The following is a 16,406-nucleotide window of genomic DNA, read 5'->3' as shown; positions in this document are numbered from 1 at the left end:
CGCGGCCTGAGGAGAGAAGTGCATGACGCAAGTCACGGTGAAACAACTGGCCGATGAGGTCAAAACACCGGTAGAGCGCCTGTTGCAGCAGATGCGTGAGGCAGGTCTGCCGCACACCGCCGCCGAAGAAAATGTGACTGACAGTGAGAAGCAATCCCTGCTGACCCACTTGAAAAGCAGCCACAAGGCGAAAGTGGAAGAACCACGCAAGATCACGCTGCAGCGTAAAACCACCAGCACCCTGCGTGTGGCTGGCAGCAAAAGCATCAGCGTTGAAGTCCGCAAGAAGAAAGTTTTCGTACAGCGTAGCCCGGAAGAAATCGAAGCCGAGCGCAAGCGTGAACTGGATGAACGTCGCGCAGTAGAAAATGCTGCCCGTCAGAAGGCTGAAGAAGAAGCTCGCGTTCGCGCCGAAGAAGAAGCGCGTCGCCAGCCTGCTGCGCCGTCCGCTCCTGCCGAAGCCGTCGCTGCACCTGCGCCAGTGGCCGAACCTGTGCGCGAAGCCGCGCCGGTTGTGGCTGCTGCCCCAGCTGCCGACACTCGCAAGCGTGACGAACAGCGCCGTCCGGACAAACCACGTGCCGACGACAACAACCGTCGTGGCGGTGGTGATGGCGAGCGCAAAAACGCTCCGCATCGCGCATCGGTCAAGGAAAAGGCTCCGGCTCCACGTGTGGCGCCACGCACTACCGACGAAGAAAGCGATGGCTTCCGTCGCGGCGGTCGCGGCAAGGCCAAGCTGAAGAAACGCAACGCCCACGGTTTCCAGAGCCCTACCGGCCCTGTCGTGCGTGAAGTGAAGATCGGCGAAACCATCACTGTTGGCGATCTCGCTCAGCAGATGTCGGTGAAGGCTGCCGAAATCATCAAGTTCATGTTCAAACTGGGTACTCCAGCGACCATCAACCAGGTGCTTGATCAGGAAACTGCTCAACTGGTAGCCGAAGAACTGGGCCACAAAGTGACCCTGGTCAGCGACACCGCCCTGGAAGATTCCCTGGCCGAGTCCCTGAAGTTCGAAGGTGAAGCGGTTCCTCGTGCGCCGGTTGTGACCGTAATGGGTCACGTTGACCACGGTAAGACCTCGCTGCTCGACTACATCCGTCGTGCCAAGGTAGCTGCTGGCGAAGCCGGCGGTATCACCCAGCACATCGGTGCATACCACGTTGAAACCGAACGCGGCATGGTCACCTTCCTCGACACCCCTGGTCACGCCGCGTTTACCGCCATGCGTGCCCGTGGTGCCAAGGCGACCGACATCGTGATCCTGGTGGTTGCGGCGGACGACGGTGTGATGCCACAAACCATCGAAGCTGTTCAGCACGCTGTTGCTGCTGGCGTTCCGCTGGTAGTTGCGGTGAACAAGATCGACAAGCCGGGTGCAGATCTCGATCGCATCCGTAGCGAACTGTCGGCCCACGGCGTGACCTCTGAAGACTGGGGTGGCGACACTCCATTCGTTCCGGTCTCCGCGAAGATGGGTACCGGCGTCGACGAACTGCTTGAAGCTGTATTGCTGCAGGCTGAAGTTCTCGAACTGACCGCCACTCCTTCGGCTCCTGGCCGTGGTGTCGTGGTTGAATCGCGTCTGGACAAGGGCCGTGGCCCGGTGGCGACTGTTCTGGTTCAGGACGGTACGCTGCGTCAAGGCGACATGGTGCTGGTCGGCTCGAACTATGGCCGCGTGCGCGCCATGCTCGACGAGAACGGCAAGCCGATCAAGGAAGCGGGCCCGGCCATTCCGGTCGAGATCCTCGGCCTGGACGGTACGCCTGACGCCGGCGACGAGATGAGCGTGGTTGCCGACGAGAAGAAAGCCCGTGAAGTGGCTCTGTTCCGTCAAGGCAAGTTCCGCGAAGTCAAACTGGCTCGCGCTCACGCCGGCAAGCTGGAAAACATCTTCGAAAGCATGGGTCAGGAAGAGAAGAAGACGCTCAACATCGTCCTCAAATCCGACGTCCGTGGTTCGCTGGAAGCTTTGCAGGGCGCTCTGAACGGCCTGGGCAACGACGAAGTGCAAGTGCGCGTGGTCGGTGGCGGCGTCGGTGGTATCACCGAATCCGATGCCAACCTGGCACTGGCTTCCAACGCTGTACTGTTCGGCTTCAACGTGCGTGCCGATGCCGGCGCACGGAAGATCGTCGAGCAGGAAGGTCTGGACATGCGTTACTACAACGTGATCTACGACATCATCGAAGACGTCAAGAAAGCCCTGACCGGTATGCTTGGCAGCGATGTTCGCGAGAACATCCTCGGTGTGGCCGAAGTCCGTGACGTATTCCGTTCGCCTAAGTTCGGCGCCATCGCCGGCTGCATGGTGATCGAGGGTACTGTTCACCGTAACCGTCCGATCCGTGTACTGCGTGAAGACATCGTTATCTTCGAAGGCGAGCTGGAATCCCTGCGCCGCTTCAAGGATGACGCTTCCGAAGTACGTGCCGGCATGGAATGCGGTATCGGCGTGAAGAGCTACAACGACGTCAAAGTCGGCGACAAGATCGAAGTCTTCGAGAAGGTTCAGGTTGCTCGCAGCCTCTGACTCGCGCACTTCAAGGGCCACGTCGGGCCGCCGCATGCAAGTGCGCGGCACGGCGTCAGGACTCTAAACGCAACGCCCGGTCTGGCTTTTGTCAGGCCGGGCGTTTGCCGCTTTCAGACCTTGCGGGTTTCACCGCGGGGCAGTAACAGGTAACAAATCATGGCAAAAGAATACAGCCGTACCCAACGTATCGGCGATCAGATGCAGCGTGAGCTGGCCCAGCTGATCCGTCGTGAAGTCAAAGACCCGCGCGTCGGCCTGGTCACCATTACCGCTGTGGAAGTCAGCCGTGACGTCGGTCACGCGAAGATCTTCATCACCGTGATGGGGCAGGACAATGCTGAAGACATCGCGCAAAGCATCAAGGTGCTCAATGCAGCTGCCGGTTTCCTGCGCATGCAGCTGGCCCGCGAAATGAAGCTGCGCAGCGTGCCGCAATTGCATTTCCACTACGACGAAAGCGTCGTGCGTGGTGCGCACCTGTCGGCCCTGATCGAGCGCGCCGTGGCTGAGGACAATCAGCACGTGGCTGCGGCAGAACCCGAAGACACCAAGGAGTAACTCGGTGGCTCAGGTCAAACGTATCCGTCGTAACGTCAGCGGCATCATCCTGCTCGACAAGCCGCTGGGGTTCACCTCCAACGCCGCGTTGCAGAAGGTTCGCTGGCTGCTCAACGCCGAGAAGGCCGGTCACACCGGCAGTCTCGACCCACTGGCCACCGGTGTTTTGCCGCTGTGCTTTGGCGAGGCGACCAAGTTCTCGCAGTACCTGCTCGATTCCGACAAGGGTTACGAAACCCTGGCGCAACTGGGCAAGACCACCACCACGGCGGATGCCGAAGGCGAGGTTTTGCAGGAGCGTCCGGTGACCGTTGGTCAGGCCGACATTGAAGCGGTTCTGCCGAAATTTCGTGGGCAAATCAGTCAGATACCGCCGATGTACTCCGCTCTCAAGCGTGATGGCCAGCCGTTGTACAAGTTGGCCCGTGCAGGCGAAGTAGTGGAGCGCGAACCGCGTTCTGTTACTATTGCGCGCTTGGAATTGCTGGCCTTCGAAGGCGATACTGCGCGTCTTGCGGTGGATTGCAGCAAGGGCACCTATATTCGCACCCTGGTGGAGGATATCGGTGAGCAACTCGGTTGTGGTGCGTACGTCGCTGAACTGCGTCGTACCCAGGCTGGGCCTTTCACCCTGGCGCAGACCGTGACCCTCGAAGAGCTGGAAGCGGTACATGCCGAAGGCGGCAATGAAGCGGTCGACCGCTTCCTGATGCCATCGGACAGCGGCCTGCAGGATTGGCCGTTGCTGCAGTTCTCGGAAGCGAGCGCGTTCTACTGGCTCAACGGCCAGCCGGTACGTGCCCCGGATGCTCCGAAGTTTGGCATGGTGCGGGTACAGGATCACAACGGTCGCTTCATCGGTATCGGTGAAGTGAGCGAAGACGGGCGCATCGCGCCGCGTCGACTGATTCGGTCAGAATGACCGGAAACCGGTCTGTGTAACAGCAGGCCGGCGAGTGTGGCTGTCAACAGGCACGGTCACTACTCATTTATAGATACAGGGATTTGTCCCTGGCCTGTTGAAACTGTTTTTGAAACAGTTTCCTGATAAAAGGATTGCCTCATGGCTCTCGACGTTCAAGAAAAAGCTCAAATCGTTGCCGACTACCAGCAAGCTGTTGGTGACACTGGTTCGCCAGAAGTGCAAGTTGCACTGCTGACCGCCAACATCAACAAACTGCAAGGTCACTTCAAGGCCAACGGTAAAGACCACCACTCCCGTCGTGGTCTGATCCGCATGGTTAACCAGCGTCGCAAGCTGCTGGACTACCTGAAAGGCAAGGACGTGAGCCGTTACAGCGCTCTGATCGCTCGCCTGGGTCTGCGTCGCTAATCAGCGATTGCGCTATGAGGTTGGTTGTCTGTCAGACGTCAGCGGGTTTCCGCCGGCGTCCGGCAGGCTCCCAGCCTCAAGTTTTATCTGGATACACGTTTTACCCTGGACAGGCGTTGGGCCGATTCCCGACATTGCCCAAGAATTTCGCAAGAAACCAGTTCCCCCAAGAGCCACAAAGAAGGTAGGACACCGTGAACCCGGTAATCAAAAAATTCCAGTTCGGTCAGTCGACCGTTACCCTCGAGACTGGCCGTATCGCCCGTCAGGCCTCCGGCGCAGTATTGGTCACCGTTGACGACGACGTCAGCGTATTGGTGACCGTAGTCGGTGCCAAGCAAGCCGATCCGGGCAAGGGCTTCTTCCCTCTGTCCGTTCACTACCAGGAAAAGACTTACGCTGCCGGTAAGATCCCTGGCGGTTTCTTCAAGCGTGAAGGCCGTCCTTCCGAGAAAGAAACCCTGACTTCCCGACTGATCGACCGTCCGATCCGTCCGCTGTTTCCTGAAGGTTTCATGAACGAAGTGCAGGTTGTCTGCACCGTCGTTTCCACCAGCAAGAAGACCGATCCGGACATCGCTGCGATGATCGGTACCTCGGCTGCCCTGGCGATCTCCGGCATTCCTTTCGACGGCCCGATCGGTGCCGCTCGTGTTGCTTTCCACGAAAGCACCGGCTACCTGCTGAACCCGACCTACGAGCAGCAAGCTGCCTCGAGCCTGGACATGGTTGTTGCCGGTACTTCCGACGCCGTGCTGATGGTTGAATCGGAAGCCAAAGAGCTGACCGAAGACCAGATGCTGGGCGCGGTACTGTTTGCTCACGACGAGTTCCAGGTCGTAATCAACGCCGTTAAAGAACTGGCTGCCGAAGCGGCCAAGCCAACCTGGACCTGGGCACCTGCTCCAGAAGCCACCGAGCTGCTGGCTGCTATCCGTTCCGAGTTTGGCGAAGCGATCTCCCAGGCTTACACCATCACCATCAAGGCCGACCGTTATGCGCGTCTGGGCGAGCTGCGTGACCAGGTTGTTGCCAAGCTGTCCGGTGAAGAAGGCCAACCTTCGGCTTCCGACGTCAAAGCTGCTTTCGGCGAAATCGAATACCGCACCGTTCGCGAAAACATCGTTAACGGCAAGCCACGTATCGACGGTCGCGACACCCGCACCGTACGTCCGCTGAACATCGAAGTCGGCGTTCTGCCGAAGACCCACGGTTCGGCACTGTTCACCCGTGGCGAAACCCAGGCTCTGGTAGTCGCGACTCTGGGCACCGCCCGTGACGCACAACTGCTGGACACTCTGGAAGGCGAGAAAAAAGACCCGTTCATGCTGCACTACAACTTCCCTCCGTTCTCGGTGGGCGAGTGTGGTCGCATGGGTGGCGCCGGTCGTCGTGAAATCGGTCACGGCCGTCTGGCCCGTCGTTCGGTTTCGGCCATGCTGCCAGCCGCTGACGTGTTCCCTTACACCATCCGTGTGGTATCGGAAATCACCGAATCCAACGGTTCGAGCTCGATGGCTTCCGTTTGCGGCGCTTCCCTGGCCCTGATGGACGCTGGTGTTCCGATGAAGGCACCGGTTGCCGGTATCGCCATGGGTCTGGTTAAAGAAGGCGAGAAGTTCGCCGTCCTGACCGACATCCTGGGTGACGAAGACCACCTGGGCGATATGGACTTCAAAGTAGCCGGTACCGCCAAAGGCGTGACCGCGCTGCAGATGGACATCAAGATCAAGGGCATCACCGAAGAGATCATGGAAATCGCTCTGGGCCAAGCCCTGGAAGCGCGCCTGAACATCCTCGGCCAGATGAACCAGATCATCGGCCAGTCGCGTACCGAACTGTCGGCCAACGCTCCGACCATGATCGCGATGAAGATCGACACCGACAAGATCCGTGACGTTATCGGTAAAGGTGGCGCGACCATCCGTGCGATCTGCGAAGAAACCAAGGCTTCGATCGACATCGAAGACGACGGTTCGATCAAGATCTTCGGCGAAACCAAGGAAGCGGCTGAAGCAGCACGTCAGCGCGTTCTGGGCATCACCGCAGAGGCCGAGATCGGCAAGATCTACGTCGGCAAGGTTGAGCGCATCGTCGACTTCGGCGCATTCGTCAACATCCTGCCGGGCAAGGACGGTCTGGTTCACATCTCGATGCTGAGCGACGCTCGCGTAGAGAAAGTGACCGACATCCTGAAAGAAGGCCAGGAAGTGGAAGTGCTGGTACTGGACGTGGACAACCGCGGCCGTATCAAGCTGTCCATCAAAGACGTGGCAGCTGCCAAGGCTTCGGGCGTTTAATCACCCCGCCGCTTTAGCGCAATAAAATGCCCCGCCATGAAAACGGCGGGGCATTTTTTTGTCCGTGAAATATCGAGTCATTCGACGAAGTTGCCGACCTGCAAGACCAGTGCTAGGTTTAGCCCACCGCCCGTGTAGCTCAGCCGGTAGAGCAGCGCACTCGTAACGCGAAGGTCGCAGGTTCGATTCCTGTCTCGGGCACCACTTCGCTTTTCCCTTCTTCCTGCTCCCCCCCTCGAAATCCGGTTTTATGTTCCCCCGGTCAACTTTTTGTGCGAGAGATGTAAAGTCCCGTGTAATTCGCTCGCCAAACGTCCTATATTCGTAGTCTGCATGAGCATCGCCCAGCAGTTTTCAGATGATCCCGAATGGTTCCGAAGGCCGGACAGTCCGCGTCAGAGAGATCCTTGATGATCCAGATCCATCCTCCATTCCTATGATCAGCGAGAACGCCATGACCGAATTAACTCAAGAGCAACGTCACGAAGAAGCGCTTAGAAAATACATCCTGGATGTTCCGGATCTGAAGGAAGAGATCAAGGACCTGAGTCCCGATGATCAGAAAGACCAGATCCAGTGGGCGTTCGAAGACGAAGCCGAAGCCCAGGGCCTGCAACCTTGGGAGTTGACCCTCAAGTACACCAGCACGCCTGAGGAGTTCGAGGCCAAGCGTCTGGAACTGCACAAGGAAGCGGCCGAAGTGTTGGGCGTCGAGTGGGATGAATACTGCGAGATGAACAATCTGGTGGTCTGAAACAAAAACGCCAGCCTCGAAAGGCTGGCGTTTTTTATTGCGTGGTCGGCTCAGATGCTCAGGCGCATCGACAGGTCCACGGCCTTCACATCCTTGGTCATCGCGCCGATCGAAATGTAATCCACCCCGGTCTGGGCGATCGGCAGCAGCGTGCTTTCGTTGATGCCGCCACTGGCTTCCAGTTTTGCCTTGCCGCCGTTCAGGCGCACGGCCTCGCGCATGTCATCGAGGCTCAGTTCGTCGAGCATGATGATGTCGGCACCGGCGGCCAGCGCTTCTTTCAGCTCTTCCAGGCTTTCCACTTCGATTTCCACCGGCTTGCCCGGGGCGATCTTGTGTGCAGCGGCAATGGCCTGCGGGATGCCACCGCTGGCGGCAATGTGGTTTTCCTTGATCAGGAACGCGTCGTACAGACCGATGCGATGGTTATGGCAACCGCCGCAGGTGACCGCGTATTTCTGCGCCAGACGCAGGCCCGGCAGGGTCTTGCGGGTGTCGAGCAGTTTCACCGAAGTCTCGGCAACGAAGTCCGCCAGGTACTGTGCGCGGGTCGCCACGCCCGACAGCAATTGCAGGAAGTTCAGGGCGCTGCGCTCACCGGTCAGCAGTGAACGGGCAGGGCCTTCCAGATGAAACAGCGGCTGGTTCGGCGAAACCCGTTCGCCATCGCGCACCTGCCAATGCACCGCCACCCGTGGATCGAGCTGGCGAAACACCGCATCGACCCAGGCCGTGCCACTGATGACGGCGGCGTCGCGGGTGATGATGGTGGCTTTGGCCAGGCGTTCGGCCGGGATCAGTTGCGCGGTGATGTCGCCGCTGCCGATGTCTTCGAGCAACGCACGGCGCACGTTGGCTTCGATTTCGGCGGTCAAATCGGCGAGACGTAGATTCGGCATAACGGGCTCCACAAACTAAGTGGCCCGATTATAGGGGCATGGCGTCGGCCAACCCAAGGCGAGAACAGCCACGCAGCGCTGCATCCGGTCGATTTTCTTTGAGCAAACCCGTTTCTGTCGTGGTCACTGCAAGGTGTCGGCGCATAGGGGAAACCCTGACGGCTCTGGCGCCGGGGACATCTTTTGCAAGATAATCCGCCTTGCATTTGACGCCATGAGTTTGACGTCGGCAAATCACCGTTTCAGGAGGCTTGGATGCACAACGACGGGAATGTAGTGCCTCTGCACAAGGCCACTACCGATCAGGCGACTCACTCGCCGCTCGCCCGCCTGCCTGTGATTCTGCTTCAGGTTCGCGACAAGGCTGCCCAGCGCCTGCGCAACGGTTTGCAGGAACTGTTCGATAACGCCGACGACACTCTGTTCGAAATGGCCGACCGGGCGCGTAACGACATCGAGCAGAACATCTTTTTCGAAGCCATGCGCGACCTGCGCCTCAAGCGCAAGAACATCGAGCGCGGGTTTCTCGAGCAATTCTTCGAAGCCTTTGTCGGCCTCACTCAATTCGATCCCGTCCCCACCGTGCTTTCTCACGCCTTGCAGCATGAGGACACAACCGCGCGAACCGATGACATGGAGCGCAATGTCGCGGTCGAAACCATGGTCGGCCGCGTGCTGAATCGCGACGGGGTCGCCCTCGATCAACTGACCGCGCGATTCAATGCGCTGTTGGGCAAGACCCTGGACGATCAATACAACCCGCTGGGCCCGGCGATGCTTTGCGAATACTTCCTGCAGGCGGGGCGCAATCTGGGGGTGGAGATCAAGGTCAAACTGATCCTGCTCAAACTGTTCGAGCGGTATGTGCTGGCCGATACCGATCAACTCTACGCCGAAGCCAATCAACTGCTGATCGCCACGGGCGTGTTGCCCGAGCTCAAGCCGGCACCGGCCCGTCGCGCCATCGATCAGGCCGTGGCCAGCGTGCAGAGCGAATTCGAGGGCGTCGACAAAACCCAGACGGATGCGGGCGTGCAGGAGGTCTTCGCCGCGTTGCAGGAGCTGCTGCTGCACGTGCGCGGTACGGTCGCGCCGACCCTTGAGCCCAGCGCCCCGGCGCAGCCGATTTCCACCCGCGACCTGCTGCGCCTGCTCTCGCACTTGCAGCAATATGTACCGGCGCTGGCGGTGCAGGACGACTTCGATCTGCGTCATCAGCTTGAACAGTTGCTGACCCGGGTCAGCGTGCGCAGCGGCAAATCACGAATCGTCGGCGGGGCGGACGAGGACGTGATCAATCTGGTGGCCATGGTCTTCGACTGCATCCTCGATGATCGCAACCTGCCGGATTCGCTCAAGGCGCTGATCGCCCGGTTGCAGATCCCGATGTTGAAGGTCGCGGTGATCGACAAAAGCTTCTTCAGCCGCAGCAGCCACCCGGCGCGTCGCCTGCTCAATGAAATCGCCGAAGCGGCGATGGGCTGGGGCGAGTGCGACGGTAATGCGCGCGACAGCCTCTACCTGCGCATCGAGCAAGTGGTGCAGCGCCTGCTGACAGACTTCGTCGATGACCCGGCGATTTTTTCCGAGTTGCTGGCGGACTTCCTCGCGTTCACCAGTGACGAGCGTCGCCGCAGCGAATTGCTTGAACAGCGTTTGCGCGATGCCGAAGAGGGCCGGGCGAAAACCGAACTGGCCCGCCAGCGTGTCGAGCAGGCGCTGAATCAGGCGTTGCTGGGCAAAGTCCTGCCACCGTCGGTGGTGACGTTCGTGCAGGAGGCCTGGAGCAAGGTGTTGCTGCTGACTTGCCTCAAGCACGGCGATCAGTCTGCCGAATGGCAGGCCGACGTGCAGACCATGGAGCAATTGATCTGGAGCGTGCAGCGCCACGACGGCGCCGAAGCCGGCTTGCGTCTGCTGGCGCTGGTGCCGGGGTTGCTCAAGTCATTGCGCGACGGCCTGAGCAGTTCGGCCTTCGATCCGTTTGCCACCAGCGGCTTTTTCAGTGAGCTGGAAGCGCTGCATGTGCGCCTGCTCGAACCGTCCAGCGAGCCGGATCAAACCGCATTGCCGGAAATGATCGAAGTGTCGCAGGCGATTGTCTTGCAGATGGCCGACGACGGCCTCCAGCCACGCACGCCGGCGCGTTTACCGGCCGACGACGCAGGTTTGCGTCAGGTCGATCAGTTGCGCCTGGGCAGTTGGGTGGCGTTCGAAGAAGACGAAGAGCACACCCTGCGCTGCAAACTGGCGGCGATCATCGAGGCTACCAACAAGTACGTGTTTGTCGACCGCACCGGGATGAAAGTGCTGGAGCGCGACCGCACTGAACTGGCCCTGGCGTTTCGTCGTGGCGCGGTGCGGGCGCTGGACGACACCTTGCTGTTCGACCGGGCGCTGGAGTCGGTGCTCGGCAATCTGCGTCGGCTCAATCGCGGCAAGTGATCGCGCGCCGGGGGCCGATCACGGCATACTGGTCGCCAACACAGTCGGCGTTGAAGGAATCGGTATGCAGTTGGATCCCGCAAGCGGGTGGTGTCACGGGGTGCAGGTCTGCCCTTCGCCCAACTTCAATGAACGCCCGGCGGGCGAAGTCTCCCTGTTGGTCATCCACAACATCAGCCTGCCACCGGCGCAGTTCGCCACCGGCAAGGTGCAGGAATTTTTCCAGAATCGTCTGGATGTCACGGAACATCCCTACTTTGCCGGGATCGCCGACCTGCGCGTGTCCGCGCATTTTCTGATCGAACGTGACGGCAAGGTCACCCAGTTTGTCTCCTGTCTTGAGCGTGCCTGGCATGCCGGTGTTTCGGTGTTCGAGGGACGGGAAACCTGTAACGATTTTTCGGTGGGCATCGAGCTGGAAGGCACCGATGATCTGCCGTTCACCGATGCGCAGTATCAGGCGTTGATCCTGCTGACCCGCCATTTGCAAAAAGCGTTTCCGGCGATCACTGTCGAGCGCATCTGCGGGCACAGCGACATCGCCCCCGGACGCAAAACCGACCCCGGACCCGCATTCGACTGGGCACGCTACCGCGCCGCCCTGGCACAAGAGGAAGGACAATGAGTTTTCTGGTGTTACTGCTGGCGGTATGGATCGAGAAGTTCTCGGCCCTGCGCCAACGGGTTCAACGCGATGGCGGATGGATTCGCGAACTGCACAAGCTGGAAATCGGCGGGCTGGCCAAACAGCCGTGGCTGGTGTTGACCGTCCTGGTGCTGTTGCCGGTGGCGCTGCTGGGATTGCTGCTGGTGGTGCTGGACCCGGTGGCCTACGGTCTGCTGGCGTTGCCGGTGCATTTGCTGGTGGTGATTTACAGCCTGGGGCGGGGTGACCTGCTCGGCGAGCTCGGACCGTTTCGCGACGCCTGGCGCCGTGAGGACCTGCAGGCCGCTGCCCATGTGGCCAAGCGAGATCTGAACATCTGCGCCGAAAGCGGCGAACAATTGCTGGAGCAAGTGCAACGTCATCTGTTGTGGCAGGCCTACCAGAGTTTCTTTGCGGTGATTTTCTGGTACTTCCTGCTCGGCCCGGTCGCGGCGCTGAGCTATCGCTTGCTGGCGCTGGCGGAAGAACACGCCCAGAACCCGGCGGTGGCCGAACGGGCCGGGCAACTGCGTCATGCCTTCGACTGGGTGCCGGTGCGTCTGCTGGCGGCGAGCCTTGCCCTGGTCGGCAATTTCGTCGCGGTCAGCCGGGTGATGCTGCACGAACTGCTGAACTGGAACATCAGCGCTGCGCAACTGATCAACAGGGTCGGGCTGGCTGCCGGGGAAATCCCGCCGGCCGCTGTCGGTCCCGAAGGCATCAACACCCTCGACTGCCTGTGGGAACTGCTGCTGCGGGCGGCGGTGCTGTGGTATGCAGGCTTTGCCCTGTGGACAGTGCTGGCGTAGGTCGTTCAAGTGACGAGGGGGGCAATCCCCCTCGTTAACCTTAAGTTACAAAACCTCCCTTCGATTTGAGCTATACAGAGATGGCGCCCGATAGTGGCTATCTGCTGTCGCCCCGCGCCTGCCAATAAAAACAAGAAAAACCAAGGGAGACTTCCAGTGAAGAGCTTGCTCTATCCCGCCGTCTCGCTGATGAACCGCTTGAGCTTCGGCATGAAGTTCAGCCTGATCAGCGTGCTGTTCCTGGTGCCGATGCTGGTGACCAATTTCTATCTGGTGCGCGATTCCTACCGCGAATTCCAGGGCACCCGGGTGGAGCTGCAGAGCCTCGACCTGCTGGGCAGCAGCCTGACCCTGCGCCGGGATCTGGAAACCCTCAACAATCTGGTGCAGATCAACGTCACCCTCGGCCAATCCGGCAAAGCCGGCAATGTCGAGGCGCAGATCACCGGCCTTGAGCAAAACGTCCTGGCGCGCCTGCAAGGGCTGACGCCCATGACCGAGGATCCTGAGCAGATCAAATTCTTCGAGACCAAGCGCGATGAAATGATCGCTGCGTTCAAGAACCAGCAAGCGGAAAACTCCCTGCAAAGCAAAAGTGCGCTGATCGGCAAACTGCTGGGCAATGCGCAGGTTTTCAGCCAGATCGTGGCCAGCCAGGCCGGGTTGAGTCGCGACAATCAGGGCGACATACGCCAGCTCAGCGAGCTGATCACTGCGACTACGCCGGCCGTCACCCAGGCCTTGGGCGAAGGTCGGGCGATGGGCTCGTATTCATTGGGCCAGGGCTTTCTCAACAGTTCGTCGAGCACCCGCTTCGACGAGTTGCTGGTGCAGATCGAAAAACTTCAGGCCGAATATGGCCTGAAATTGCAGGACGCGCTGGGTTCGAGCAAAGCCGCCCGTGACTCCCTGAGCACCCCGGCGGAGGCCAGCAAGGCCACGCTGAAACAGGCCAGCACCCTGATCGAAGAGCAAGTGGTGATGGCCGAAACGCTCGACGCCCCGTGGCAGGCGTTTTATGACCAGGTCACCGGGCTGATGGACCAGACCTATCAGCTCAACGACGCCACCCTGAAATTCCTCGACACCCAGTTGCAGCAGCGTCTGGGGCAAAACCGCACGCACATGGTGCTGCAAGCCGTGGCGTTGTCGGTGGTGTTCGTGTTGATTTTCTATCTCTACGGCGGCTTCTATGCGTCGACCCGCGCCACCCTGAAAAACCTCGGCGCCATGATGGATAAAGTCGCGGCAGGCGACATGACAGTAAATTTCCGCGCCAACAGCCGTGATGAACTCGGCGAGTTGGGCGAAGTGTTCAACGGTACGGTGCGCAAAATCCATGACCTGATCGAACGGGTCGGCCACACCGTTGGCGAGGTCGAGCGACAGGCGGGGCAAGTGGAAAACGTCTCGGCGCAAAGCAATCAGGCGGTCGCCGGGCAACGCACGCAGATCGAACAAGTGGCCACCGCGATGAACCAGATGTCGGCGACGTCGCTGGAGGTGGCACGCAGTGCAGCGGCAGCGGTCAGCAGCGCCCACAGCGTGAACGACGAAACCATCAGTGGTCGCGGGTTGGTGGAATCGCAGCAGGGCAGCATCGCGGCACTGGCGAGCGAAATCGATCAATCGGTGCTGGTGATCAACCAGTTGGCCAGCGACAGCCAGTCGATCAGTCGCGTTCTTGAAGTGATCAAGAGCATCGCCGAGCAGACCAACCTGCTGGCGCTCAACGCCGCGATCGAGGCCGCGCGGGCCGGTGAGCAAGGGCGTGGTTTTGCCGTGGTCGCTGACGAAGTCCGGACGCTGGCCAAACGCACTCAGCAATCGACCGAAGAAATCGAGCAGATGATCGCCAAACTCCACGGCGGCGTCGGCGCGGCAGTGAAGGCCATGGGCGTCAGCCATCAGATGGCCAACGGCACGGTGGGGCAGTCGGAAAAAGTCCAGCAGGCGCTGGAAAACATCCTCGGCGCTGTCGGCATGATCGTCGACCAGAACCAGCAGATCGCCGCCGCCGTCGAGCAGCAGACCGCCGTCGCCCACGATATCGACCAGAACATCGTCGAGATCAACCGTGCCGGCGAGCGCACCGCAGAAGGCGCGCATCAGACCGAAGACGCCAGCCGTGCGTTGTCGGCGCAGGTTGTTGAGTTGAAACAGCTGATCAGCGCTTTCCGGGTCTGACGTGTTCTGCCGACTGTTTACCAGTGAAACAGTTGGCAAGCGTTAGCCGTACTGGCGGCGGCCAGTCGTTCCGGATCTATGTTCATCAAGGCGGCGAGTGAGGCGCAGATCGCCGGCAAATGCGCCGGCGTATTGCGCACGCCGGGGAACATGGCGGGCGCCATGTCCGGTGAGTCGGTTTCCAGTACCACCGAATCCAGCGGCAAATCGGCCAGTACCCGGTGCATGCGCAACGCCTGCGGCCAGGTCGGTGCACCACCGAGGCCGAGTTTGAAACCGAGCTTGATGTATTCCCGCGCTTCTTCACGGCTGCCGGCGAAGGCGTGAATGATGCCGGCGCGCTTGAGCTTGAAGCGCTTGAGCGTGGCAATCACCGCCGCATGGCTGCGCCGCACGTGGATCAGCGCCGGCAACTGGAAGTCCGCCGCCAGTTGCAGTTGCGCTTCGAACAGCGCTTGCTGGCGCTCGCGGTCGAGGGTTTCGATGAAGTAATCCAGGCCGATTTCGCCGACCGCGCACAGCTGCCGATGACCTTTTAGCCGTGTCAGCCAATCGCCCAGTGCATTCAGGTCTTCAGGCCGATGCTGATCGAGGTAGACCGGGTGCAAACCGAACGCCGCGTACAGATCGGCGTCGCTTTGCACCAGATCCCACACCCGTTGCCAGTTCCCCTCGTAGACCCCGAGCACCACCATTCGCCGCACCCCGAGGGCGCGGCTTTCGCTCAGCAGCGCCGCGCGGTCGGCGTCGAAGTCGGGGAAGTCCAGATGGGTGTGGCTGTCGATCAGCTCCACGGCTCAGTCTCGGTGAATACGCTGCTTGAAGGTACGGGCAATGGCCTGCACGCCAGGCTGGTAGTCCGATTGCTCGACGGCGGCCAGCGCCAGTTCCAGCGCCTTGTCGGCGATCAACTGGTGCTGCTGGGCCATGGCGTTGACCGGCAGCGGCAGGAAGTCGAGCAACTGGGTGTCGCCGAATGTGCCGAGGCGCAGCGGGCGGTTTTTCAGCGGGAAGTCATGCAGCGCGTCGAACACGCCCTGCAACAGCACGTAGGACGTGGTCACCAGCGCGTCCGGCAAATGCCCGAGGCGTTGCAGGAGTTCTTCCATCAACTGCTTGCCGCACTCGCGGCTGAAGGACTCGGCGTGCTCGATCAGCACTTCGCCCTTGAATCCGGCCAAAGCCTGTTTGAACCCGGCCGCACGTTCCTGGCTGATGCTCAGTTCCGGGCGGGCGCCCAGCAGCACGATCTGTTTCGGCTGCGGGTCGAGCAGGCTTTCGGTCAGGTGCAGGCTGGCTTCGCGGTCGTCGCTGACCACCGAGCAGAAATGCTCGGCATCCATCACCCGGTCGATGGCAATGATCGGCAAACCCTTGGCCTGCAACTGGCGATAACTGTCGTCACCGGCCGGCAGACAACTGGCGACGATCAACGCATCGCAGCGTCGGGCGCGGAACAGTTGCAGCAGTTGCCGCTCGCTGTCCGGTGCATCGTCGGAGCTGGCGATCAGCAGCTGATAGCCGCGTGCCCGTGCGCCTTGCTCCAGCAGTTTGGCGATCCGCGCGTAACTGGGGTTTTCCAGATCCGGCAGGATAAAACCCAGTGTCCGGGTGTGCCGACTGCGCAGCCCGGCTGCCTGTGGATTGGGGGTAAAGCCGTGCAGATCGACCACCGCCCGCACCCGCTCGACGGTGGCGGTGCTGATGCGTTGCTGTTCGGCCTTGCCGTTGATGACGTAGCTGGCGGTGGTCACGGACACTCCGGCCAACCGCGCGATATCACTGAGTTTCAACCCGGGATTTCCTTGTTTTTTCGAGCTTGCCGCGACATTTTCGCCAATCCTACCCGATTCAGGCAGGCGACCATTGTCTCAGCGCATCCGACAAGTTGGACTTCAAGGATGGGACATTATCGAGTAACGTGCCGATCAAT

At 60.5% G+C, this 16,406-nt stretch carries 13 protein-coding genes and 1 tRNA gene; 11 read left to right on the top strand and 3 right to left on the bottom strand.

Annotated elements, in window-relative coordinates; all coding sequences use genetic code 11:
* Positions 1–22 precede the first annotated feature (22 nt).
* The 7 genes from infB (at position 23) to K5E37_RS15800 (ending at position 7,487) form a co-directional block, all read left to right on the top strand.
* Positions 23–2,539, top strand: a complete 2,517-nt coding sequence (gene infB, locus K5E37_RS15830; RefSeq protein WP_007953742.1) for a translation initiation factor IF-2 — start codon at positions 23–25, stop codon at positions 2,537–2,539.
* A gap of 159 nt (positions 2,540–2,698) precedes the next feature.
* The gene (rbfA, locus tag K5E37_RS15825; protein WP_007953741.1) at positions 2,699–3,100 is read left to right on the top strand and encodes a 30S ribosome-binding factor RbfA; all 402 of its coding nucleotides are present in this window, start codon (positions 2,699–2,701) and stop codon (positions 3,098–3,100) included.
* A 4-nt stretch (positions 3,101–3,104) separates the two neighbouring features.
* Complete coding sequence (gene truB / locus K5E37_RS15820; protein WP_007953739.1) at positions 3,105–4,022, top strand: tRNA pseudouridine(55) synthase TruB; 918 nt, start codon at positions 3,105–3,107, stop codon at positions 4,020–4,022.
* 141 nt (positions 4,023–4,163) lie between these two features.
* Positions 4,164–4,433 carry a 30S ribosomal protein S15 gene (gene rpsO, locus K5E37_RS15815; protein ID WP_011332409.1) on the top strand — a complete coding sequence of 90 codons (270 nt, stop codon included), beginning with the start codon at positions 4,164–4,166 and terminating at the stop codon, positions 4,431–4,433.
* A 194-nt stretch (positions 4,434–4,627) separates the two neighbouring features.
* Entirely contained in the window at positions 4,628–6,733 is a 2,106-nt protein-coding gene (pnp, locus tag K5E37_RS15810; protein ID WP_007953735.1) for a polyribonucleotide nucleotidyltransferase, read from the top strand.
* A 128-nt stretch (positions 6,734–6,861) separates the two neighbouring features.
* Positions 6,862–6,937 (top strand) — tRNA-Thr (locus K5E37_RS15805).
* A gap of 250 nt (positions 6,938–7,187) precedes the next feature.
* Complete coding sequence (locus tag K5E37_RS15800) at positions 7,188–7,487, top strand: DUF6388 family protein (RefSeq protein WP_127796895.1); 300 nt, start codon at positions 7,188–7,190, stop codon at positions 7,485–7,487.
* 50 nt (positions 7,488–7,537) lie between these two features.
* On the opposite strand, the gene nadC is transcribed toward K5E37_RS15800, so the two are convergent.
* Positions 7,538–8,386 carry a carboxylating nicotinate-nucleotide diphosphorylase gene (gene nadC / locus K5E37_RS15795; RefSeq protein WP_007953729.1) on the bottom strand — a complete coding sequence of 283 codons (849 nt, stop codon included), beginning with the start codon at positions 8,384–8,386 and terminating at the stop codon, positions 7,538–7,540.
* Positions 8,387–8,641: 255 nt separating this feature from the next.
* Here nadC and K5E37_RS15790 point away from each other — a divergent pair, with 255 nt between their 5' ends.
* The 4 genes from K5E37_RS15790 (at position 8,642) to K5E37_RS15775 (ending at position 14,473) form a co-directional block, all read left to right on the top strand.
* Positions 8,642–10,831, top strand: a complete 2,190-nt coding sequence (locus K5E37_RS15790) for a DUF1631 domain-containing protein (protein ID WP_221534406.1) — start codon at positions 8,642–8,644, stop codon at positions 10,829–10,831.
* Positions 10,832–10,895: 64 nt separating this feature from the next.
* On the top strand, positions 10,896–11,456 hold the full coding sequence (gene ampD, locus K5E37_RS15785) for a 1,6-anhydro-N-acetylmuramyl-L-alanine amidase AmpD (protein ID WP_085608039.1): 561 nt from the start codon (positions 10,896–10,898) through the stop codon (positions 11,454–11,456).
* On the top strand, positions 11,453–12,286 hold the full coding sequence (gene ampE, locus K5E37_RS15780; RefSeq protein WP_221534405.1) for a regulatory signaling modulator protein AmpE: 834 nt from the start codon (positions 11,453–11,455) through the stop codon (positions 12,284–12,286). Before ampD ends, ampE begins: the two co-directional genes overlap by 4 nt.
* Positions 12,287–12,442: 156 nt before the next feature.
* Positions 12,443–14,473 carry a methyl-accepting chemotaxis protein gene (locus K5E37_RS15775; RefSeq protein ID WP_221534403.1) on the top strand — a complete coding sequence of 677 codons (2,031 nt, stop codon included), beginning with the start codon at positions 12,443–12,445 and terminating at the stop codon, positions 14,471–14,473.
* A 17-nt stretch (positions 14,474–14,490) separates the two neighbouring features.
* Here the strand turns inward: K5E37_RS15775 and K5E37_RS15770 are convergent, their stop codons facing one another.
* Both K5E37_RS15770 and cra read right to left on the bottom strand, forming a co-directional pair.
* A complete protein-coding gene (locus K5E37_RS15770) occupies positions 14,491–15,267 on the bottom strand; it encodes a TatD family hydrolase (protein ID WP_221534401.1) in 777 nt (258 codons plus the stop codon).
* A 3-nt stretch (positions 15,268–15,270) separates the two neighbouring features.
* A complete protein-coding gene (cra, locus tag K5E37_RS15765) occupies positions 15,271–16,266 on the bottom strand; it encodes a catabolite repressor/activator (protein ID WP_074691885.1) in 996 nt (331 codons plus the stop codon).
* Positions 16,267–16,406: the final 140 nt, after the last annotated feature.

The organism is Pseudomonas sp. RIT778 (assembly GCF_019718735.1).
Lineage (GTDB): Bacteria > Pseudomonadota > Gammaproteobacteria > Pseudomonadales > Pseudomonadaceae > Aquipseudomonas > Aquipseudomonas aphyarum.
This window is presented reverse-complemented; position numbering and strand designations above follow the sequence as displayed.

Bases quoted from the DNA above. Each gene is read 5' to 3' on its own strand.
- infB (WP_007953742.1), top strand. From the start codon at position 23: ATGACGCAAGTCACGGTGAAACAACTGGCCGATGAGGTCAAAACACCG.
- rbfA (WP_007953741.1), top strand. From the start codon at position 2,699: ATGGCAAAAGAATACAGCCGTACCCAACGTATCGGCGATCAGATGCAG.
- rpsO (WP_011332409.1), top strand. From the start codon at position 4,164: ATGGCTCTCGACGTTCAAGAAAAAGCTCAAATCGTTGCCGACTACCAG.
- K5E37_RS15800 (WP_127796895.1), top strand. From the start codon at position 7,188: ATGACCGAATTAACTCAAGAGCAACGTCACGAAGAAGCGCTTAGAAAA.
- nadC (WP_007953729.1), bottom strand. From the start codon at position 8,386: ATGCCGAATCTACGTCTCGCCGATTTGACCGCCGAAATCGAAGCCAAC.
- K5E37_RS15790 (WP_221534406.1), top strand. From the start codon at position 8,642: ATGCACAACGACGGGAATGTAGTGCCTCTGCACAAGGCCACTACCGAT.
- ampD (WP_085608039.1), top strand. From the start codon at position 10,896: ATGCAGTTGGATCCCGCAAGCGGGTGGTGTCACGGGGTGCAGGTCTGC.
- ampE (WP_221534405.1), top strand. From the start codon at position 11,453: ATGAGTTTTCTGGTGTTACTGCTGGCGGTATGGATCGAGAAGTTCTCG.